General features: G+C 59.6%; 22 protein-coding genes. 12 read left to right on the plus strand and 10 right to left on the minus strand.

Features of this window, described 5'->3' with window-relative positions; all coding sequences use genetic code 11:
* Positions 1-115: 115 nt before the first annotated feature.
* Together WDZ78_RS02625 and WDZ78_RS02630 are read right to left on the minus strand one after the other, a co-directional pair.
* On the minus strand, positions 116-889 hold the full coding sequence (locus WDZ78_RS02625; protein WP_003509889.1) for a DUF3108 domain-containing protein: 774 nt from the start codon (positions 887-889) through the stop codon (positions 116-118).
* Positions 890-924: 35 nt separating this feature from the next.
* Entirely contained in the window at positions 925-1,143 is a 219-nt protein-coding gene (locus WDZ78_RS02630; RefSeq protein WP_425672253.1) for a hypothetical protein, read from the minus strand.
* Between WDZ78_RS02630 and rpmB the strand changes: the two genes are divergently transcribed.
* The 3 genes from rpmB to WDZ78_RS02645 all read left to right on the plus strand — a co-directional run bounded on the left by rpmB (position 1,142) and on the right by WDZ78_RS02645 (position 2,671).
* Positions 1,142-1,432, plus strand: coding sequence for a 50S ribosomal protein L28 (gene rpmB / locus WDZ78_RS02635; RefSeq protein ID WP_003509888.1), 291 nt, complete (start codon positions 1,142-1,144; stop codon positions 1,430-1,432). The two genes, WDZ78_RS02630 and rpmB, sit on opposite strands and share 2 nt — an antisense overlap.
* Before the next feature lie 165 nt (positions 1,433-1,597).
* The gene (locus WDZ78_RS02640) at positions 1,598-2,242 is read left to right on the plus strand and encodes a queuosine precursor transporter (protein ID WP_425672254.1); all 645 of its coding nucleotides are present in this window, start codon (positions 1,598-1,600) and stop codon (positions 2,240-2,242) included.
* Positions 2,243-2,332: 90 nt separating this feature from the next.
* A complete protein-coding gene (locus WDZ78_RS02645; protein ID WP_026364030.1) occupies positions 2,333-2,671 on the plus strand; it encodes a pentapeptide repeat-containing protein in 339 nt (112 codons plus the stop codon).
* A 2-nt stretch (positions 2,672-2,673) separates the two neighbouring features.
* Here the strand turns inward: WDZ78_RS02645 and WDZ78_RS02650 are convergent, their stop codons facing one another.
* The 4 genes from WDZ78_RS02650 to WDZ78_RS02665 form a co-directional block, all read right to left on the minus strand.
* Positions 2,674-3,651 carry an esterase-like activity of phytase family protein gene (locus WDZ78_RS02650; protein ID WP_425672255.1) on the minus strand — a complete coding sequence of 326 codons (978 nt, stop codon included), beginning with the start codon at positions 3,649-3,651 and terminating at the stop codon, positions 2,674-2,676.
* A 37-nt stretch (positions 3,652-3,688) separates the two neighbouring features.
* Positions 3,689-5,593 (minus strand): cobaltochelatase subunit CobT, encoded by a 1,905-nt coding sequence (gene cobT, locus WDZ78_RS02655; RefSeq protein ID WP_026364031.1) that lies wholly within the window; start codon positions 5,591-5,593, stop codon positions 3,689-3,691.
* Between the two features lie 106 nt (positions 5,594-5,699).
* Positions 5,700-6,689 carry a cobaltochelatase subunit CobS gene (gene cobS, locus WDZ78_RS02660; protein WP_003509875.1) on the minus strand — a complete coding sequence of 330 codons (990 nt, stop codon included), beginning with the start codon at positions 6,687-6,689 and terminating at the stop codon, positions 5,700-5,702.
* 68 nt (positions 6,690-6,757) lie between these two features.
* Positions 6,758-7,393 carry a J domain-containing protein gene (locus WDZ78_RS02665; protein ID WP_020012181.1) on the minus strand — a complete coding sequence of 212 codons (636 nt, stop codon included), beginning with the start codon at positions 7,391-7,393 and terminating at the stop codon, positions 6,758-6,760.
* Positions 7,394-7,507: 114 nt separating this feature from the next.
* Between WDZ78_RS02665 and WDZ78_RS02670 the strand changes: the two genes are divergently transcribed.
* Positions 7,508-7,789, plus strand: coding sequence for a BolA family protein (locus WDZ78_RS02670; protein ID WP_026364032.1), 282 nt, complete (start codon positions 7,508-7,510; stop codon positions 7,787-7,789).
* A 102-nt stretch (positions 7,790-7,891) separates the two neighbouring features.
* On the plus strand, positions 7,892-8,425 hold the full coding sequence (locus tag WDZ78_RS02675) for an AAA family ATPase (protein WP_425672256.1): 534 nt from the start codon (positions 7,892-7,894) through the stop codon (positions 8,423-8,425).
* A 21-nt stretch (positions 8,426-8,446) separates the two neighbouring features.
* Here the strand turns inward: WDZ78_RS02675 and aroB are convergent, their stop codons facing one another.
* Positions 8,447-9,580 carry a 3-dehydroquinate synthase gene (aroB, locus tag WDZ78_RS02680; protein WP_425672257.1) on the minus strand — a complete coding sequence of 378 codons (1,134 nt, stop codon included), beginning with the start codon at positions 9,578-9,580 and terminating at the stop codon, positions 8,447-8,449.
* A gap of 5 nt (positions 9,581-9,585) precedes the next feature.
* Complete coding sequence (locus tag WDZ78_RS02685; RefSeq protein ID WP_003509869.1) at positions 9,586-10,167, minus strand: shikimate kinase; 582 nt, start codon at positions 10,165-10,167, stop codon at positions 9,586-9,588.
* Positions 10,168-10,355: 188 nt separating this feature from the next.
* On the opposite strand from WDZ78_RS02685, the gene WDZ78_RS02690 reads away from it, so the two are divergent.
* The 5 genes from WDZ78_RS02690 (at position 10,356) to WDZ78_RS02710 (ending at position 14,264) form a co-directional block, all read left to right on the plus strand.
* Positions 10,356-10,529: a hypothetical protein gene (locus tag WDZ78_RS02690; RefSeq protein WP_003509868.1), complete on the plus strand. Its 174-nt coding sequence runs from the start codon at positions 10,356-10,358 to the stop codon at positions 10,527-10,529.
* The gene (gene xerD / locus WDZ78_RS02695; protein ID WP_020012184.1) at positions 10,526-11,512 is read left to right on the plus strand and encodes a site-specific tyrosine recombinase XerD; all 987 of its coding nucleotides are present in this window, start codon (positions 10,526-10,528) and stop codon (positions 11,510-11,512) included. The genes WDZ78_RS02690 and xerD overlap by 4 nt, the downstream gene beginning before the upstream one ends.
* A 62-nt stretch (positions 11,513-11,574) precedes the next feature.
* On the plus strand, positions 11,575-12,528 hold the full coding sequence (locus tag WDZ78_RS02700; protein WP_111797637.1) for an acetyl-CoA carboxylase carboxyltransferase subunit alpha: 954 nt from the start codon (positions 11,575-11,577) through the stop codon (positions 12,526-12,528).
* Between the two features lie 192 nt (positions 12,529-12,720).
* A complete protein-coding gene (locus tag WDZ78_RS02705; protein WP_099087319.1) occupies positions 12,721-14,019 on the plus strand; it encodes a L,D-transpeptidase family protein in 1,299 nt (432 codons plus the stop codon).
* Positions 14,016-14,264, plus strand: a complete 249-nt coding sequence (locus WDZ78_RS02710; RefSeq protein ID WP_425672258.1) for a sulfurtransferase TusA family protein — start codon at positions 14,016-14,018, stop codon at positions 14,262-14,264. The genes WDZ78_RS02705 and WDZ78_RS02710 overlap by 4 nt, the downstream gene beginning before the upstream one ends.
* Before the next feature lie 211 nt (positions 14,265-14,475).
* Here the strand turns inward: WDZ78_RS02710 and WDZ78_RS02715 are convergent, their stop codons facing one another.
* Both WDZ78_RS02715 and WDZ78_RS02720 read right to left on the minus strand, forming a co-directional pair.
* On the minus strand, positions 14,476-15,603 hold the full coding sequence (locus tag WDZ78_RS02715) for a CobW family GTP-binding protein (protein ID WP_425672259.1): 1,128 nt from the start codon (positions 15,601-15,603) through the stop codon (positions 14,476-14,478).
* Positions 15,604-15,795: 192 nt separating this feature from the next.
* Positions 15,796-16,851 (minus strand): D-alanyl-D-alanine carboxypeptidase family protein, encoded by a 1,056-nt coding sequence (locus WDZ78_RS02720; protein ID WP_020012189.1) that lies wholly within the window; start codon positions 16,849-16,851, stop codon positions 15,796-15,798.
* 224 nt (positions 16,852-17,075) lie between these two features.
* On the opposite strand from WDZ78_RS02720, the gene WDZ78_RS02725 reads away from it, so the two are divergent.
* Positions 17,076-18,239: a M20 aminoacylase family protein gene (locus WDZ78_RS02725; protein WP_020012190.1), complete on the plus strand. Its 1,164-nt coding sequence runs from the start codon at positions 17,076-17,078 to the stop codon at positions 18,237-18,239.
* A gap of 646 nt (positions 18,240-18,885) precedes the next feature.
* Complete coding sequence (locus WDZ78_RS02730; protein ID WP_425672260.1) at positions 18,886-19,185, plus strand: hypothetical protein; 300 nt, start codon at positions 18,886-18,888, stop codon at positions 19,183-19,185.
* Positions 19,186-19,258: the final 73 nt, after the last annotated feature.

Raw genomic sequence — 19,258 nt, forward strand, 5'->3', positions numbered from 1 at the left:
AGCGATATTCGGAGAGGGTGCCCCCTCATCCGACCCTTCGGGCCACCTTCTCCCCGAACGGGGAGAAGAAATACGCGGCAACGCCTGCTTTCAATTGCCCTGCCATCAATCTTGGTCAGCCTCCGTATTTAGTGGCGGTGATGTAGACCTGCCCCACCCGCGTCGGAATGATGGCATAGACCGGCGCATAGACATCCATGTTGTTCGACTTGGCGAACCAGATCTCCATCGAAATGGATTTCAGATATTCGATATCCTTGCGTCCCTGCCGATAGCCCGACTTCGGCACATAACGCGCCTTGCAGACGATGGCGTCGCCATTAAAACCGTTGGTCTTGAAAGGCTTGGTGCCGCTGGAGCTCAAAACGAGATCGAGCCGCGATTCGCCGTCATAGATCGGCAGGCGAGTCGGGCAGATGCGGCCCCCGGCGGGAATGATGAGACCGGAAATCGGATCGAGAACCGAGCGCAGATCGCGGTCCTTCACGTCAACCCAGTTGTCCGGCCGCGCCTTGGGCTCGGGTTTCACCGTCGTCGATGTGACGTTACCGTTGCGATAGACGACGTCATAGGTGCGCACCCGCTTGCCGTCCTTGTAGACCAGCGAATATTCATTGGCCTGCAGCCGGTGGCCGCGCTTGGCGCCGGAAACCGTTGTCTTGCCGGAAATATCCTTGAGGATGCTGGCGAGGCCGGCGGCGCTGAAGGAGCCGGAGATCGAATAATTCGGCCCATCCATGCGAGTCGAAAAACTTGCCCGCGCAATCGGCAAAATGCCGAGATTGATGCTGTATTCGCTTGTGTGGCGCGCTTCGGCGGCGAGCGAGGGAGAGACACCCGCAAGCGCCATGGTAGCGGCCATGAAAATGCTTTTTCCTCTGGCAATCATTTCGATATCACCTTAAAAGAGGCGCGGAAGCGGCCTTATCGGGCGATCATATACGCTGACTTGTGGCAATAAAAAAGCGGATGCCGGTTGAAAACGCCGGAATTTCCTTTGATTTGCTCGCGGGCGGCTTGACTGTTAAGTCCCGTCTGACTATAGAACCGCAACTTTCCAATCATGGCCAGTTGGATTGCCAACCCGGTTTTGCCGGTGGCGAGCCAGTGGTGAAACAGACGAAACGAAATAGGTGTACCCATGTCCCGTGTATGCGAATTGACCGGCAAGGGCGTCCAGACGGGCAACAACGTCAGCCACGCCAACAACAAGACCAAGCGCCGGTTCCTTCCGAACCTCTGCCAGGTCACGTTGATCTCCGATGCTCTCGGCCAGCGCTTCCGCCTGCGTGTTTCCGCAGCCGCTCTGCGCTCCGTTGAACACCGTGGCGGCCTCGATGCCTTCCTTCTGAAGTCCGGCGAAAACGAACTGAGCATGCGCGCTCGTCTCCTGCGCCGCCAGATCGCCAAGAAGACGGCCGAAGCTGCGTAATAGCGGTTTCGACATCATCTGATATTCAGAGGGCTTGAATGGCTTTTGCCGCTCAAGCCTTTTGTTTGTTTTAGATTTTCGTTGCATCGGGTTTTGCGAAAACCGTTTGAGACGTTTTGCTCCGATGCTTGGCTCTAACTGGTGGCATCACCCAGGATAAAAAAAATGCCCTATCTGCGCTATACGCTTATCTATGTTCTGCTGATGACGCTCGTCGTCGTCGCTTCCAATATTCTGGTGCAATACCCGCTCTCCGGCTCGCTGTTCGGCGTCAATCTCGGCGACCTCCTGACCTGGGGCGCCTTCACCTATCCGATCGCGTTCCTTGTTACAGACCTGACCAACCGCCAGTTCGGCCCGTCCATCGCGCGTCGCGTCGTGCTTGCCGGCTTTGTCGTCGGTGTCACGCTGTCCTTCTGGACATCCATTCCGCGCATCGCTGTTGCATCCGGCACCGCCTATCTGATCGGCCAGCTGCTGGATATTTCCGTGTTCAACCGCCTGCGGCGCCAGCGCTGGTGGCATGCGCCACTGGCCGGCTCCATGCTGGGCTCGGTGCTGGATACGGCCCTGTTCTTCTCCATCGCCTTTGCCGCGAGCTTCTCCTTCGTCGGCCCCAACGACGCCTTCGCCATCGAAAGCGCTCCCATCCTCGGTGTCTTCGCCGTGGAAGCGCCCCGTTGGATTTCCTGGGCGCTGGGTGATCTCTCGGTGAAGGTTCTCGTCGGCCTCATCATGTTGTTGCCTTACGGCGCGCTGATGAACACGCTAAAGCCGATGCCGGGCGCCGTCAAAACGGGCCGCGTTTGAGGCCGGGCAAGCGTGAATCAAATCGCGCTTGCAAACCAGCAGTCAGCATTGCAGTCTGCGGTCCGTGGCACAGCGCGGAGGCAGGTCGACATGCAGATCAAGGACGTTATCGACATCGTGGAGGCCGCCAGCGCCACGCTTTCAGGCTCAACCTTCAACGACGTCAATCTATCCGGCACGGTCTTCGACAATGTCAATCTTTCCGGGGCGAGCTTTAACAATATCAATTTGTCAGGCGCGTCGTTCACGGATAACAACATGTCCGGCTGGTCGATTGATGACGTCAATTTTTCCGGTCTGAAACTGAGCAACTCAAACCTGTCCGGTGCGCAGATAACGTCATGCCGAATGACCGGCATGAAGATCGACGGCATTCCCGTCGAGGACCTGATGGCAGCCTACAAGGCGGCACAGCAGCAGCAGGCCTGATTTTACTCCACCAGCTTGAATTCCAGCATCAGGTTGCGCTGGAGGAACGAGTGATTGTCATCGGAAACGATGATGAGGCGCGTCGAGCCGTCCGGCCCCTTCACCACATCCATGCCTTCCATATTGTCGATCTGGTAGGCCATGCCCGCTTCCATGAGGATTTCACCATCCACCACAGCACCCGGCCGGATATCGGCCCCACGGATGCGGCGGATGCGCATGCCTACGCCTTCGGCGAAATTGAAGCGGCGCTCAAGAAGCAGCAAGTCGCCATTGGGCAGGAACGCGCCGTCCGTCACGTCGAATGACGGATGATGCGTAACGGCAAATGTGCCCTTGCGCGGACCTTCCAATATGGCGGCAAGAAGATTGCCGTCAGCATCGATGCTTTTTTCAGCCACCACGACGAGAGAGCCGGCGAGCGGCGAATCGGCCGGTGATACTGCCAGCGCCTCCATGCCGCCATTGTGGCGCAATTCGTTATTGGGAATGAGATGCGGCAGACGGCCGAGCGGTTTCGAGGTAGCGAAGCCCGGATCGGGATAGATATCGATCCTGTGACGTTGCTCGTAACTGACGAAAACCTTGCCGTCACGCAGCGCCAGTCCTTCCGCATCCATTTCCATCTTGCGCGGCGGTTCGCGTCCGCTCATGTCCAGCATGGGGGTGATACGGACTTCAGCAAGGCCAGACAGCGCCCCGACAGCATCACGCGTGACTCTGCCCGTCAGCCAATGGCCCGTATCCAGCACCGCAATAAAATCCTCACCGTTTGGGCGAAAGCGGATGGAGGATATGGCCCCGAACAGTTTTTCCGGCGCGCTCATAACCATGCCGCCGACAAATTCCAGCTTGCCAAAACGTTTCTCGCTGGTGCCGACTTCGAAAGACGAGAGGAGACGCGCGCTCACCGGCACATCGATGGTCGAAGCGCCGATGGAAACCGGGAACAGCGATGCGGCCGCCAGAATGGCGGCCATTGAGAGTGTTTTGCAGGCGGAGGAAACCCGGCCCCGCTTATCCCGCACGGCGAACCCTGCGGGACGAACCGGAGGCGCTGCTCGTATCCTCAAAGAGCGCCGCGAGCTGCTCGGTCATCGCGCCCGCCAGCTCATCCGCATCCACGATGGTCACGGCGCGGCGATAATAACGCGTCACGTCGTGGCCGATACCGATCGCCAGCAGTTCCACCGGCGACCGTGTCTCGATCTGCTCGATGACGGCGCGCAGGTGCCGCTCCAGATAATTGCCCGGATTGACCGACAGGGTCGAATCGTCCACCGGCGCACCGTCGGAGATCATCATCATGATCTTGCGTTGCTCGGGGCGGCCGATCAGGCGGTTATGCGCCCACATCAGCGCTTCGCCGTCGATATTTTCCTTCAGCAGGCCTTCCCGCATCATCAGGCCAAGATTGCGCCGGGCGCGCCGCCACGGGGCATCCGCCGATTTGTAGATGATGTGCCGCAGATCATTCAGACGGCCCGGCGAAGCCGGCTTGCCGCTGGCCAGCCATTGCTCACGCGATTGCCCGCCCTTCCACGCCTTGGTGGTGAAGCCCAGAATTTCCACCTTCACGCCCGAGCGCTCCAGCGTGCGCGCCAGAATATCCGCGCAGGTGGCCGCAACCGTGATGGGACGGCCGCGCATCGAACCGGAATTGTCGATGACGAGCGACACGACGGTATCGCGGAACTTGGTGTCGCGCTCCTTCTTGAAGGAAAGCGGCTGCATGGGATCAATGATAAGCCGGACGAGGCGGGCCGGATCGAGATAACCCTCTTCCAGATCGAAATCCCACGAACGGTTCTGCTGCGCCATCAGGCGGCGCTGAAGCCGGTTCGCTAAGCGCCCGACCGCACCCTGAAGATGGGCGAGCTGCTTGTCGAGGAAGGCGCGCAGACGGTCCAGTTCGGCCTCGTCACACAATTCCTCGGCGTGGATTTCCTCGTCGAATTCCTGCGTGAAGATGCGGTAATCGACCTTTTCATTAAAGTCGTCGAAGGGGCTGTTGGGGCGGCGGGTCTCGCCGGGCGTTTCGGAATCCTCGTCGAGATCATCGGACATTTCTTCGTCCGACATCTCGGCGCCGTCCATCTCGCCTTCTTCCATTTCCTCCTGCGAGGCCTCGTTTTCATCGGCGGGCGTCGCGTCCGAGCCGGCCTCTTCCTCGACCTGCTCTTCTTCCGTCTCGTTGGTGCGCGGCTGGTCCTCGTTGGACTCCGCCTCCTGACTGTCAGGCTCGTTATCCTCGTCGCCGAAATCTTCCGCCATCTGCATGGAAGTCAGCATCTTGCGCACCAGCCGCGAAAACGCCTTCTGGTCGGTGATGACGCTGGAGAGATCCTTGAGGTCGCCAGCGGCCTTGTCCTCGATGAAATCGCGCCACAGATCGACAACCTTGCCGGCGCTTTCCGGCGGCTTCTCACCCGTCAGCTTCTCGCGCACCAGAAGCGCCACGGCTTCGGCAAGCGGCGCGTCGTCCTTGTTGGTGATGCCGGCGAAGTTGGCCTTGGCGTATTTTTCGGTGTTCATGGCCTGGATGTTCGAGGCCATGCCCGGCATGCGCAGCGCGCCGATCGATTCCACGCGCGCCTGTTCAACCGCGTCGAAGATCAGCCGCGCTTCGGCGCCCTGCGGCGACATCACCGCATGGGTGTCGGCGTCATGGCAGGCAAGGCGCAGCGCCATGGAATCACCGAGGCCGCGGGTAATGGCGATTTCCTGCGCGGTCGGTTTTTTGGAGATTTCCGGCAGGCGCATGCGCTCACCTGCAAGGCCCGGCCGCTCATTGGCGAAGACGACCTCAACTTCGGCATCGCCAGCGACAGATCGCACGCATCCGGCAATCGCCTGACGCAACGGCTCCGTATCAACAGCCGTACCCGGTTTTGCTCTGGAATTGTCGCCGCGCGCTGCCATTGTCTTTCCTGTCATTTGCCGACGCGTGGAGACCGCCCATCGATATGTGCGCGGTCTGCCGGCGTCTTCAAGTCATCGAAATCGTCTCCGGACAAGCCGGGGACGATCAGGCGCTGAGAACGATGTTCGCGGCGCTTTCCTTCAGCTCGACGCCAAAGGCCCGCTGATACTGTTCGGCAACCAGCGTGCGCTCAAGTTCGTCGCACTTGTTGAGGAAGGTCACACGGAAGGCAAAGGCGAGATCGCCAAAGATTTCCGCGTTTTCCGCCCAGGTGATGACGGTACGCGGGCTCATGACGGTGGAAAGATCGCCATTGACGAAGGCCGAACGGGTGAGATCGGCCACACGCACCATCTTGGAAACGGTTTCGCGTCCCTTTGGATTGTCGAGGCTCTTCACCTTGGCGGCGATGATGTTCACTTCCTGCTCATGCGGCAGGTAGTTCAACGTGGTGACGATGGACCAGCGGTCCATCTGCGCCTGGTTGATCTGCTGCGTGCCGTGGTAGAGGCCCGTCGTATCGCCAAGGCCGACCGTGTTGGCGGTCGCAAAAATGCGGAAGGCGGGGTGAGGACGGATGACGCGGCTCTGGTCGAGCAGCGTCAGGCGGCCGGAAGATTCCAGTACGCGCTGGATGACGAACATCACGTCCGGACGACCGGCATCATATTCGTCGAAGACGAGCGCGACATTGTGCTGGTAGGCCCAGGGCAGAATGCCGTCCTTGAATTCGGTAACCTGCTTGCCGTCTTTCAGGACGATGGCGTCCTTGCCGACGAGGTCGATACGGCTGACATGGCTGTCGAGGTTGACGCGCACGCAGGGCCAGTTCAGGCGGGCGGCGACCTGCTCGATATGGGTGGATTTACCCGTGCCATGGAAACCGGAGACCATGACACGTCGGTTGTGAGCAAAACCGGCAAGGATCGCGAGTGTCGTATCGCGGTCGAAAAGATAGTCGGGATCAAGGTCAGGCACATAGGCGTCGCCCTGCGAATAGGCGGGGACCCGCAGATCCGTATCAATGCCGAAAACCTCCCGCACGGACACCGTCGTGTCGGGCAGGTTGGAAATATCAAGGTCGATTTTGCTCATCACGTCTCCAAGGCGGGCGGCAGCCACCCGGCCACATCATCAATCAGGCGGTAAACACATAAGTTGGCTTAGCAGAAACCTGACTGCTTTAACAATTGATATGCTTGAACAACAGCCCGAAAACGCTCTTCCGAACCACGATCGCCACCATTAGCATCAGGATGATGCTTTTTGACAAGCTCCTTGTAGCGCCTTTTTATGTCTTCCTGCTTTGCGCTGGAAGAAAGACCAAGCGTATCGAAGGCTTTTGCCTCAAGCGTCTTCAATTTGCGGTCCTGCTGCAGGCGGGTGCCGCCTGCCTTTGCGCCGCCCGCAAAACCGCCGGCAAAGCCGAAAGGATCGCGGATACGGGCATTGCCGCTGGCCGTGCCGGAACGCAGCGTGGAATGCAGCGGGCTATCGCGGGCCGTTTTGTTGACGCCGACCGTCCAGGTGGGGCGATGGCCGGTGATCGCTTCCTTCTGGTAACGGGCGATCTCGCTGTCGGAGAGGCCGGAAAAATAATTATAGCCCTTGTTGTATTCCTTCACGTGCTCAAAACAGAACAGGAAGAATTGCCCCTCGGCATTGCGGCCGACGGGTGCCCGGTGAATACCCGGTTTGTCGCATCCGTCCCACTGGCAGGTTGGGGCCTGAACCTCAGGTTCCCGCTCCCTTTTCCGGCGCGTGCGGATGCGATCGAAATATTTCGAATCCAGTTTCATGATGCCCTGATTATGGGGTGCTAAAAGCTGCACAACAAGAATTGACAAAGCGGAATGTTGCTGGCTTTTAGGTAGCCCCCTTCAAGACCAGCCAACAAGAATGGAGCCCGTCGCATGTCCCTGCGAGACCGCATAGAAACCAAGCTCCGGGAGAGCTTTTCACCCGAACGCTTGAGGGTCGTAGATGAAAGCCAGATGCATGCGGGCCACCAGCCGGACATGACCGGCACAGGCGAGACGCATATGCGTGTTCAGATAGTGTCTGAAAGCTTTTCCGGCAAGTCTCGCGTCGAACGCCACCGGGCGATCAACGCACTTTTAAAGCCGGAACTCGACGCCGGGCTGCATGCGCTGGCGATCGAGGCGGCGGCGCCGGGGGAAGCAGTGCGGTTCTAGTTTTAACCACGCAACATTGCTTTCGCATTTTCGGCCTAAAAATCCAGTTGGTGCAAAGATTCTGCATTTCAGGAGAGAACCTTAACTCGACGGATTACCCGAATGTCGACAGCAGCCAGCCCTTCGCTCCGCATCGCCATCATCGGCAACAGCGGATCCGGCAAAAGCAGTCTCGCCGCAAAAGCCGGTTCGGCGCTGAAATTACCCTTTTACGATCTCGATCGCCTTCACTGGCAGGAGGATGGCCGCAAACGGGACGAAGCGGAAGCCAGACTTCTGGTGGCCCGGCATGCCAATACCAGCGACTGGATCATCGAAGGGGTCTATGGCTGGCTGGTTGAAACGGCGCTGCCGCGCGCCAAGGTGCTGATATGGCTCGACCTCCCCTGGGCAGAATGCCGCGAAGGCCTGTTGCCGCGCGGAGCGCAGCACGGCGAGACCGAGAGCGATCAGGCGGCACTTCTGGCCTGGGCAGGAGATTATTGGACGCGGACGACGTCATCCTCCTTTGCGGGACATTTGCAGCTTTATGAAACCTTCGGCGGCGGCAAAATCCGCCTTCAAAGGCGTGCAGATGTGTCGACAATGCCGCTGCAAACGATAGGACGCCTTGCCAGCGAGACCGGCGCCTTTTGACCGAGTGGCGCAGGGGATCACTTAACCCGGATGCTTCTCCGACAGGAAGGACTGCACCTCGGACGCCGCAACATCGTCGGCCACGAAGGACTGGCCGATGCCGTGGGTGAGGATGAAGGTGAGCTTGCCGCCCTTGACCTTCTTGTCCTGCGCGATCGCCGTCATCAGCGTCTCGACCGGCGGCAACTCACCGGGAATATCCTTCATCGTGGTCGGCAGGCCAACTGCCTTCAGATGCGCCTCGACGCGGGCCGCATCATCAGGGCTTGCGAGGTTCAGGCGGGCGGAAAACTGATGCGCCAGCACCAAGCCGATGGCGACGCCTTCGCCGTGCACCAGCCGTTTGCTGTCGTAATTGGTCGCCGCTTCCAGCGCATGGCCGAAAGTGTGGCCGAGATTGAGAAGCGCACGCACGCCGTTTTCTTTCTCATCGGCCACCACCACATCGGCCTTGACCTGGCAGCTGGTCGCAATCGCCTGGATGCGGGCCGGGCCGCCGGTACGGATTTCATCCCAGTTCTTTTCCAGCCAGAAGAAGAAATCCGGCTTGTCGATCAGGCCATATTTGACGACTTCGGCATAACCGGCGCGGAACTCCCGCGGGCTCAGCGTATCGAGCACCGCCGTATCCGCCAGCACCAGATCGGGCTGGTGGAAGACGCCGACAAGGTTCTTGCCGTGGCGGGTGTTGATGCCGGTCTTGCCGCCGACGGAGGAATCGACCTGCGCCAGCAGCGAGGTCGGTATCTGCACGAAGCGCACGCCACGGCGCACGATGCCCGCCGCAAAACCGGCGAGATCGCCGATAACGCCACCGCCGAGTGCGATCACCGCATCGTTGCGCTCCACCCTTGCTGCCAGAACCGCATCGCAGACGGTAACCAGGTGTTCGAAGCTCTTGGTCTTTTCGCCAGCCGGCAGGGTGAGCGAAACGGCCTCGATGCCGTCAGTCTGCAGGCCATCCATCAGGCCTTCGAGATAAAGCGGCGCGACATGCTCGTCGGTGATGATCGCCGCGCGCCTGCCCTTCAGCCGTGCCGAAATCTCGCCGCCCGCCCGGCCGATCAGGCCAGGCCCGATCAGAATGTCATAGGCGCGCTCGCCGAGCGGCACATGGACGAGACGTTCATCGGCGTGGATTTCGGAAGGCGTCATGGTGGTCAGTCTTTCTGTTCGATGCCGGCTATGGCGGTCAGCACTTCGGTCACGATGATTTCCTTGCGGACATCACGGGACTCGATGGTCATGTCCGCCTCCGCATAGATCGGGTAGCGCTTCTCCATCAGCGCCGCCAGGGTGGCCTTGGGATTTTCGGTCTTGAGAAGCGGACGGTGGTCGCGCTTGTTGACCCTTTCCCACAACACCTCGAGATCGGCCTTCAGCCAAAATGAAATGCCGCCGCGCGTAATGTGCCGGCGGGTATTGTCGTTGATAAAGGCGCCGCCGCCGGTGGAAATGACTTTGGGCCCGCCGCGCAGCAGGCGCTTGATGACCCGCGTTTCCAGCGCCCGGAATTCCTCTTCGCCATAGGTGGCGAAAAGTTCCGATATCGTCATGCGCGATACGCGCTCGATTTCGACATCCGTATCAATGAAAGGAACCTTGAGCTGCTGGGCGACCATGCGGCCCACCGCCGACTTTCCAGCCCCCATCAGCCCGACGAAGACGATGTTGCGCCGTCCGAGCTTTGCCCGCGCTTGCTCCCCGAGTGTGGCCGGGACGGATAAATTCGTTTCATTCATAAATTTGAAAGCCCGTTTGGCATGGATATCTGCAAATGTTTACGAAGCGTCAAGCCAAATTGCTGACTGAATTGCGGTGAATCACAATCATCGCCGCATGCGGCGCTGGGCGGAGCGGCCATTTTGATCTTGTCGCCGCTTTCGCCGCACCGCATATAGATTTCGACCGCCACCCTTACGGAGCCGCCATGCCCACCCTCTTCCGCTTCACGATGATACTGGCGACCATCGCGGGGCTGATCTATGGCGGCATGGTGCTGCTCGTCATGGTCGTCAAGCCGCGCGACCGCGAGGTGACGGTGCGCATCCCCTCCGAGCGGCTGAATCCGCCGGCGACAGAACCGGCAAGGCGCACCCCATGAGCCGGCAACCGGCGACAGGGCGCGACGGCGCGTGGCTCGAGAGTTTTCTGGAAATGATGAGCGCCGAGCGCGGCGCCGCCGCCAACACGCTCTCTTCCTATGAGCGCGACCTCGCCGATCTCAGTGAATTTCTCAGCCGCCGCGGCCAGTCATTGACCGATGCCGCGACACCAGACCTTTCCGCTTACCTGACCCACCTTTCCGCTCAGGGCTTTGCCGCAACTTCGCAGGCAAGACGCCTTTCCTCCATGCGGCAGTTTTATCGCTTTCTTTATTCGGAAGGGCTGCGCGGTGACGACCCGACCGGCATCATCGATGCGCCCAAGAAAGGCCTCGCCCTGCCGAAAACGATGAGTGTCGCCGATGTGAACAGGCTACTTGGGCTCGCGGCGCAAGAGGCGGCGACCGCAGGTCCCGGCCAGCTTGCCCGCATCCGCATGCATCTGCTGCTTGAGCTGCTTTATGCCACCGGCATGCGTGTCAGCGAACTCGTGTCACTTCCCGTAAAGGTGCTGCGCCAGGAAGGCCGCTTCCTGATGATCCGCGGTAAGGGCAACAAGGACCGCATGGTGCTTCTTTCCCGTGCCGCCATCGAAGCGATGGAAAAATACGAAGCCGCCCGAAAGGCGCTCGTGCAGGAAAAAGACAAGGCGCCCAAAAAAGCCGAAGCCACGGAGAGCCCTTGGCTCTTTCCTTCCAGCAGCAGACAAGGGCACCTGCCCCGCCAGGTCTTCGCGCGCGACCTCAAGGACATCGCCATTCGCGCGGGTCTGACCCCGTCCGTGATATCGCCGCATGTGCTGCGCCACGCCTTTGCCAGCCACCTTCTGCAGAACGGTGCTGATCTGCGCGCGGTGCAGGAACTGCTCGGCCATTCCGACATTTCAACGACACAAATCTATACACATGTGCTGGAAGAACGCCTGCAAGAGCTGGTACAAACACATCACCCCCTTGCCAAACAGGGCAAAAACCTTGATTAGAGCGACCGGAACCGCCGGATAATCCGGTCAAACCTTGCGCAAAACGATCGGAAACGGATCTCATGCACAATTATCTCGACTTCGAAAAACCTATCTCGGACCTTGAGGGCAAGATCATCGAGCTGAAGAAGCTTGCCGATGAAGACGAGAGCATAGACACCTCGGAGGAGATCAACCGCCTGGAATCGCGTGTCAACGACGCGATGCAGGACATCTATTCCAAGTTGAACGCCTGGCAGAAAACACAGGTCGCGCGCCATCCGCAGCGTCCGCATTTCGTCGATTACGCCAAGGCGCTGTTCACCGATTTCACGCCGCTTGCCGGCGACCGCAAATTTTCCGAAGACGCCGCCATTCAGGCGGGCCTTGCCCGTTTCAACGGTCAGCCCGTCGCCATCATCGGCCAGGAAAAGGGTAACGACACCAAAAGCCGCCTGAAGCACAATTTCGGCAGCCCGCGCCCGGAAGGTTACCGCAAGGCGATCCGCGTGCTGGAACTGGCCGACCGTTTCTCGCTGCCTGTCATCACCCTCATCGATACGGCTGGCGCTTATCCCGGTGTTGGCGCGGAAGAGCGCGGCCAGGCCGAAGCCATCGCCCGTTCGACGGAAATGTGCCTCAACGTGAAGGTACCGATCGTCTCCGTCGTCATCGGCGAAGGCGGCTCGGGCGGCGCAATCGCGATCGCCACCGGCAACCGCGTCTACATGCTCGAGCATGCCATTTATTCGGTGATCTCGCCGGAAGGTGCCGCCTCCATTCTCTGGCGCGATTCGACCCGCGCCAAGGAAGCCGCGACCAATATGAAGATCACTTCGGAAGATCTGAAGTCGCTCGGCGTCATCGACGGGATCATTCCGGAGCCGATCGGCGGCGCGCATCGCGCCCCGGAAACCGTCATCAGTGCAACCGGTGACGTCATCGCCAAGGCTCTGGCCGATCTTTCCCAGCGTTCCGGCACACAGCTGCGCGCCGAACGCCGCCAGAAATTCCTGGATATCGGCCGGAACCTTTAAGCCCGGCCTTATTTTCCTTGAATATCGCCCCAACTCGGCCATAGTCCGGTCACATCAAAAGATGTATCGGCGGCCGCGGGGGCGGATCCGATTTGAGTTAAGAAGATGTAAACGGTTAATACCGTATTTAAAATACACACGGGACGGTGTAGAACTGCCGCCGCTTCGTGCCATCGTCTTTCGGATCAGATCATGCGTTTGACACATTTTGCACTTCTTGCCTGCACCGCGCTCGTTCTTGCCGGCTGCAACGATACGCTCGAAACCGTTGAGCGCGACGTCTCACACGTCAAGAACAAGGTCGATTACCCGCTGTCTCCGTCCATTCTGGCCGAGATCGACAAAAGGGGCATGGACCGCACCTCGCCGATCATGATCCGCATCTTCAAGGAAGAAGGTGCCTTGGAAATCTGGAAAGCGAGGCGCGACAACCGTTTCGAGAAGATCGCCGGCTACGAGATTTGCGCATGGTCCGGCAAACTCGGCCCCAAGGTGAAAGAGGGTGACCGGCAGGCGCCGGAAGGTTTCTACAACCTCACTCCCGCTCATCTGAACCCGAATTCGAAATATTATCTCGCCATCAATACCGGTTTCCCGAACCGTTACGATGCCGCCAATGGCCGCAACGGCACCAATCTGATGATCCATGGCGCCTGCTCGTCCTCTGGCTGCTATTCGATGACGGATGCACAGATTCTTGAAATCTACGGTTTCGCGCGCGACGCCTTCAAGGGCGGCCAGAAAACCGTGCAGCTGCAGGCCTTCCCCTTCCGCATGACGGCGGAAAACATGGCTCGCCATCGCCAGAGCGAGCATCTCCAATTCTGGAAGATGCTGAAGGTCGGTTACGACAATTTCGAAGTCACCAAGCGCCCGCCGGAAGTGAATGTCTGCGAGAAGAAATATGTCTTCAACCAGCAGACCGAAGGCGGCAGTTTCAATGCCGCCGCCCAGTGCCCGCCGATGAGCACGCCGCCGGCACTCGCAAGCGCGCTTTCGAGCTATGAGAAGACCTATGATCTCGCCTATGCAACGGCGATGAAGAAATATGACGGCATGGCCTGGTACGACCCGAGCGAGGCGGAGCGCAAGGCGCTGGTTGCCGAAAAGCGCAAGGGCCGCGAACCCGCTTATGCACCGACCGGTTCGGCGCTGAAAGCCGGCAAGCTGATGAAGGAAACGGAATATGCAGCGCTGATGGAGAAAAAGGCGCAGCAGGTCACGTCGTCCTCACCGGCGACGACCGCAACCGCCTCCGCGCTGCGCGGCCCACGCCCTTCGGCTGTCCAGCCCGCCACCGCACCGCAATCGAACCCGGCGCCCGCAGCACCGACAATGGTTGCCTCCGCCACCCCGGCCGCAGCCGGTCAGACTGGCGCTGCCGCCCAGAGCGTTCCGGTTCCGACCATGAACCCGCTTGCCTATTCCGCAGCGCCTGCACCCGAAGCGCCGGAGAAGAAGCCGTTCTGGAAGTTCTGGGCCAAGGAATGAGCGACACGGCCGACATCGTTTATGATTTGAGGGGGCTTAAATGCCCCCTTCCGGTTTTGAGAAGCCGCAAGAAACTCGCAAGCCTGAAGGCGGGAGATGTTCTGACCGTCGAGACGACAGATCCGCTGGCGGTGATCGATATTGCCCATATGTGCAACGAGGATGGGCATATGCTAGTGGAGACCACTGCGCTGGATAAGGGGCATCGGTTTCGGATTGTGAAGGGCGGGGAAACCGACATTTGACGGTGTCGCCGGTGGTTCACCCCCCTCTGCCCTGCCGGGCATCTCCCCCTCAAGGGGGGAGATCAGCAAGATGCGCCGTCGCCACTACATTCGCAACGGTTAAGATGGGCGAGACCTAGCCGCAAGTCGATCTCCCCCCTTGAGGGGGAGATGTCCGGCAGGACAGAGGGGGGTGAACCACACCCGCCGACCTAGACCATCACGACACGCCCTAAAACCGCAACCCGGAAACCGCCAACGGATTATCCGTCATCGCCTGCCTGTCCGGCCGGTCAATGCCCGGTGCGCTTGTGAAGGCGGCAAACAGGTCCTTTACAAACGCCTCCGGCAAATCCTTCGTAATCAGCACCATGCGCGTGCGCTGATCAGCCGGGTCCGGCCACGCTGAAAGGCGTTCAGGCGTGTGGAAAATATTCTGCACCCCATGCAGCACCAGTGGCCGGCCCGGATTATCCGACAGCTTGACGATGGCCTTCATGCGCAGGAGCTTTTCACCATGCGCCGAGCGCAGCAGATCCACGAACATGTCGATCGCCATCGGGCTTACCGGCTGGTCGTGGATGATCGAGAAGGACCGGATGGATGCGTCGTGCCGGTTCACATCGTGATGATGGTGATGGTCGTCGTGGTCGCCATGATGGTGGTGATGGTCATGGTGGTGATCGTGCGCCGCCTCTTCGCCCAGCCAGCGGCCGACATCGGCATTCTTGCTGCCGGCATCGTAAAGTCCGTTGTCGAGAAGACCGGCAGCGCTCCAGTCAGTTTTGTCGCCATCCTCAATTATCGCACGCGGATTAATGGCCTGAAGGCGAGCTGTCAGCGCGGAAATCGTGGCGGCATCGGCAAGCGCGCGCTTGGTCATCACCAGACGGTCGGCCACGGCCGCCTGTTTCACCGCCTCCTGATGATTGTCGAGCGTGGAAAGGCCGTTCACGGCATCCACCACCGTAATCATGCCGTTCAGCACGAAATTCTGTGCGATGACGGGGTTGCCCATGACCGACTGCATAACGGGGGCGGGATCGGCAAGGCCTGTGGTCTCGATTACCACCCGCTTTACCGGCTTCAGCTTGCCTGTCTGGATGCCATCCATCAGTTCCGCCAGCGTATCCACCAGCTCGCCGCGTACCGTGCAGCAGAGGCAACCCTCCGCCAGTTCGATGATGCCCTCGCCTGCACTTTCGACCAGCATGTGATCGATACTGACATCGCCGAATTCATTGATGATGATCGCCGCATCGCTCATCTCGGGATCCTTGAGAAGCCGGTTGAGCAGCGTCGATTTTCCGGCGCCGAGAAATCCGGTGATGATGGAAACCGGGATGCGATCGCGAGACATGACTTGCCTGTGTGTTGATGGCCGCTCCGGCAGGTCACTGGACGACACGAAACCCGGAGCCGCATGGAGCTAAAAGAAATCGCCCGCGCCTGAAAGCCGCGAGCGACACTGTAATATCATAACATCATCGGCCTGCGAATACACAAAGCGCATATCAACCGCGAGGTTCGCCCACGAGATCGTCACCGATCATCAGAATGTCGGGCGCGGGATCGGGATCGGCACGTTCGCAAGTTCGCCCTTGCCGGCTCCCTTGGTGGCATTCACCGCCACAGTCTCGCTGCCCGGAATGAGACCGGCGAAGGAATATTCCGGCGGGCGGGTCATTTCCTGCACATAGGGCGAATGGATGACCATGCGGCCAGCCTCATCGCGGCTTTCGCTGCGCACCTTGGCGGCCTTCGGATTGCAGATTTCGGCGCTGATATCGTTGACATCGGCTGTATCGCCATAGGGCGCCAGCGAGGCGAGGGAAACGCCCTGGCCAGAAGGGGCCGTCAGACCCATCTGCAGCAGATCGGCCGACTGGTCGGTGCGCCCGGCAAGGCTGTCCGCACCCAGCACGACCGTGATGACCGAGCGGCCATTGCGCACGGCGGACGATACCTGGTTGAAGCCGGAGGCACAGATGAAGCCGGTCTTCATGCCGTCAGCGCCATCGAAGCGGCCGACCAGCATGTTGAAATTGGCGTAGTTCTTCTTGCCGGTGCTGACGCCCTCCAGCGAGAAATAATGGGCATATTCCGGGAATTCCCGCTTGATGATCAACGCCAGCAGCGCCAGATCCCGGGCGGTCGTATATTGCCCCTTGCCGGGCAGGCCATTGGCATTGATGTAGCGGGTGGAACTCATGCCCAGCCGCTGCGCCTGCGCATTCATCTGCGCCACGAAATTATCGCTGGTGCCGCCGATGGTCTCAGCGATCGCCACGGCGATGTCATTGGCGGATTTGATGAGCAGCAGCTTCAAGGCGCTGTCCATGGTCAGCTTTTGGCCCGGCTTGAAATACATTTTCGAGGCCGGCTGGTCGGCGGCCTTCTTGCTCATCACCACTTCCGTCTGCGGGCTGATCTTGCCGGCCTTCATCTGCGAAAAGGCGATATAGGCTGTCATCAGCTTGGTCAGCGAGGCGGGATACCACTTGCGGAAGGCTTCCTGATGGGAAATCACCTTGCCGGTTTTGACATCGACCACCATTTTCGGATTGGCATTCGCCACGGGCGCCGCGGCAACGAGGCCTGCGGTCATGATGGCAATAGCTGCGGAGAGCCGCCGGGCGGCGTTTGGCGATTTGAAAGTCTGTGGCAAGGCTAGTCCTCGAATTCCCGTCTTCGGTCGGGGAATGGCAATATTCACCATATATGTCCTAGCAATGGCAAAGTACATTGATTACGTCAATTATGCGGCGCACTATCCACCACGGAGGATAGGATTTTACGACACGCCGTACCGATGAACCCAGGAATGAACGAATGCCGATTTTGAACAGAGCCGCCGAACTCCAGCAGGAAGTCAGCGAATGGCGGCATCACCTGCATGAAAATCCCGAGATTTTGTATGATGTCGACAACACCGCAGCCTTCGTTGCGGAGAAGCTGAAATCTTTCGGTGTTGACGAAATCGTGACCGGTCTCGGCCGCACGGGTGTGGTCGGCGTCATCAGGGGCAATCTTCCGGGCAATCGCACTATCGGCTTTCGCGCGGATATGGACGCCCTCCCCATTCTGGAGGAAACCGGCAAGCCCTGGGCCTCCAAAACCGCAGGCGCCATGCATGCCTGCGGCCATGACGGCCACACGGCCATGCTGCTCGGCGCGGCCAAATATCTCACCGAGACCCGCAACTTCGCCGGCTCCATCGCCGTCATCTTCCAACCCGCCGAAGAAGGCGGCGCGGGTGCGCTCGCGATGGTCGAGGACGGCCTGATGGAGCGTTTCGGCATCAACGAGGTCTATGGCATGCACAACATGCCGGGCATTCCGCTCGGCGCCTTCGCCATCCGCAAGGGCGGCATCATGGCGGCGCCCGACAAGTTCTCGATAACCGTCAAGGGCCGCGGCGGCCATGCAGCCCAGCCGCATCGCACCATAGATCCGATTACCATCGGCGCGCAGATCGTCGGCAACCTGCAGATGATCGCCTCGCGCAACGCCGATCCGATCCGTTCCGTCGTCGTCTCCGTCACCCGCTTTCACGCCGGCTCCAGTCACAACATCATCCCCAACGAGGCCTTGATCGCCGGTACGGTGCGCAGCCTGGATGAAACGGTGCGCGATCTGGCGCAGGATCGCATCAAGCAGATGGCGGAAGGCATTGCCCTTGCCAACGGGGCGGAAGCGGAAGTCGTCTACGAGCGTTATTGCCCGGTGACCTTCAACCACGCCACCGAGACCGACCACGCCATCCTTGTTGCCCGCGATGTGGCGGGCGAACCAAATGTCGACCCCGATGTCGATCCTTCCATGGCGGGTGAAGATTTCTCCTTCATGCTGAAGGAAAGACCGGGCTGCTTCATCTTCATCGGCAACGGCGATTCGGCAGGCCTTCACAATCCCGGCTATGATTTCAACGATGAGGCCATCGCCTACGGCATTTCCTATTGGGTGAAACTGGCTGAACAGCGTCTGACAAGCTGATTGCCGGCGAAAGTGAAGAAAGCCGAGGAGGAGATCAGCCGCGATAAAGATCGCGGTTGATCCGCAGGCATCGTCAGGTTAAAGAGCAATTCAGTGTCCACGTAGCTCAGCAGGATAGAGCACAGGATTCCTAAGACAAATTGGGGGTTGCGCCCGGAAACGACGCAATCGATCTGCTCAAAGTCGGGGAAAGCTTCGCTGGTCTTCCAGCATGCCAATCCCGAGCCAAGCTCCGGAGAAATCTGGTGAAGGTGTAGAGACTGGATGGGCAGCACCTAAAGGCCTGACGGCCCATGGTGAAGGGACAGTCCAGACCACGAACGTCTTGCCCGGCAACGGCGGGACGGCGGCGAAAGCCGAAGCGGTATGAATCCTGGGGTCGGAGGTTCGAATCCTCTCGTGGACGCCATTTTTCCTGTAAAATCTTGTAAAAACAACAATGTAGATTGAGCGCAGCCTCACCCGGCGCAGCCGCCGGCCATTTGACACGTCTCTGCCTCGACCGAAGTATCGGCGACATCCTTCACGAACACGGAAAATTCAAAGCTTCAAAATGGAACGTTGAAAGCCGGCAATTGCTTCCTATTTCCTATCAGTGATGATGAGGCGCCTGTCAGAATTGTTTGCGCTAGAGGAAGGAGATTTGATGATCGACGAATATGGTCCATATGTACAGGTGTCTACGCTTGGGGAACAGATGGCTGCCTGCTACCAGACGGATGCAAATCTCGTATTGGAGCCGCATCTGGCGCATTACATGGACGAGGTGGAGGTCAATATCGCCGCCGATAGTTTCAATCACGTTGGATTTCTGAACAGGATCAGAAGCCGGTTACAGGTGACACTGACGGCGACGACCAACCCCAGGCGCCGGGAGTTTCTGCAAGCCGTCGTGGCTGCGCTTCAGGAGCGGATCGACCGCCATTCATTCGATGTGGCGCAATAGGCAAGACGGCGAAAAGAACTGATGAGACGCTCGCGGCGCTGTACGACGCAAGCACGGGGGCGACCCTTTGTTG

The organism is Agrobacterium sp. M50-1 (assembly GCF_049843495.1).
Classification (GTDB): domain Bacteria; phylum Pseudomonadota; class Alphaproteobacteria; order Rhizobiales; family Rhizobiaceae; genus Agrobacterium; species Agrobacterium radiobacter.

Excerpts from the sequence above, each read along its gene's own strand:
- WDZ78_RS02720 (WP_020012189.1), bottom strand. The coding sequence starts at position 16,851 with ATGACCGCAGGCCTCGTTGCCGCGGCGCCCGTGGCGAATGCCAATCCG.
- WDZ78_RS02690 (WP_003509868.1), top strand. The coding sequence starts at position 10,356 with ATGCCCACCCTCTTCCGCTTCACGATGATACTGGCGACCATCGCGGGG.
- xerD (WP_020012184.1), top strand. The coding sequence starts at position 10,526 with ATGAGCCGGCAACCGGCGACAGGGCGCGACGGCGCGTGGCTCGAGAGT.
- WDZ78_RS02640 (WP_425672254.1), top strand. The coding sequence starts at position 1,598 with ATGCCCTATCTGCGCTATACGCTTATCTATGTTCTGCTGATGACGCTC.
- WDZ78_RS02625 (WP_003509889.1), bottom strand. The coding sequence starts at position 889 with ATGATTGCCAGAGGAAAAAGCATTTTCATGGCCGCTACCATGGCGCTT.
- WDZ78_RS02665 (WP_020012181.1), bottom strand. The coding sequence starts at position 7,393 with ATGAAACTGGATTCGAAATATTTCGATCGCATCCGCACGCGCCGGAAA.
- WDZ78_RS02710 (WP_425672258.1), top strand. The coding sequence starts at position 14,016 with ATGAGCGACACGGCCGACATCGTTTATGATTTGAGGGGGCTTAAATGC.
- WDZ78_RS02725 (WP_020012190.1), top strand. The coding sequence starts at position 17,076 with ATGCCGATTTTGAACAGAGCCGCCGAACTCCAGCAGGAAGTCAGCGAA.
- WDZ78_RS02650 (WP_425672255.1), bottom strand. The coding sequence starts at position 3,651 with ATGGCCGCCATTCTGGCGGCCGCATCGCTGTTCCCGGTTTCCATCGGC.
- cobS (WP_003509875.1), bottom strand. The coding sequence starts at position 6,689 with ATGAGCAAAATCGACCTTGATATTTCCAACCTGCCCGACACGACGGTG.
- WDZ78_RS02715 (WP_425672259.1), bottom strand. The coding sequence starts at position 15,603 with ATGTCTCGCGATCGCATCCCGGTTTCCATCATCACCGGATTTCTCGGC.
- WDZ78_RS02705 (WP_099087319.1), top strand. The coding sequence starts at position 12,721 with ATGCGTTTGACACATTTTGCACTTCTTGCCTGCACCGCGCTCGTTCTT.
- WDZ78_RS02700 (WP_111797637.1), top strand. The coding sequence starts at position 11,575 with ATGCACAATTATCTCGACTTCGAAAAACCTATCTCGGACCTTGAGGGC.
- aroB (WP_425672257.1), bottom strand. The coding sequence starts at position 9,580 with ATGACGCCTTCCGAAATCCACGCCGATGAACGTCTCGTCCATGTGCCG.
- WDZ78_RS02730 (WP_425672260.1), top strand. The coding sequence starts at position 18,886 with ATGATCGACGAATATGGTCCATATGTACAGGTGTCTACGCTTGGGGAA.
- WDZ78_RS02685 (WP_003509869.1), bottom strand. The coding sequence starts at position 10,167 with ATGAATGAAACGAATTTATCCGTCCCGGCCACACTCGGGGAGCAAGCG.
- WDZ78_RS02675 (WP_425672256.1), top strand. The coding sequence starts at position 7,892 with ATGTCGACAGCAGCCAGCCCTTCGCTCCGCATCGCCATCATCGGCAAC.
- WDZ78_RS02645 (WP_026364030.1), top strand. The coding sequence starts at position 2,333 with ATGCAGATCAAGGACGTTATCGACATCGTGGAGGCCGCCAGCGCCACG.
- rpmB (WP_003509888.1), top strand. The coding sequence starts at position 1,142 with ATGTCCCGTGTATGCGAATTGACCGGCAAGGGCGTCCAGACGGGCAAC.
- WDZ78_RS02630 (WP_425672253.1), bottom strand. The coding sequence starts at position 1,143 with ATGGGTACACCTATTTCGTTTCGTCTGTTTCACCACTGGCTCGCCACC.
- cobT (WP_026364031.1), bottom strand. The coding sequence starts at position 5,593 with ATGGCAGCGCGCGGCGACAATTCCAGAGCAAAACCGGGTACGGCTGTT.
- WDZ78_RS02670 (WP_026364032.1), top strand. The coding sequence starts at position 7,508 with ATGTCCCTGCGAGACCGCATAGAAACCAAGCTCCGGGAGAGCTTTTCA.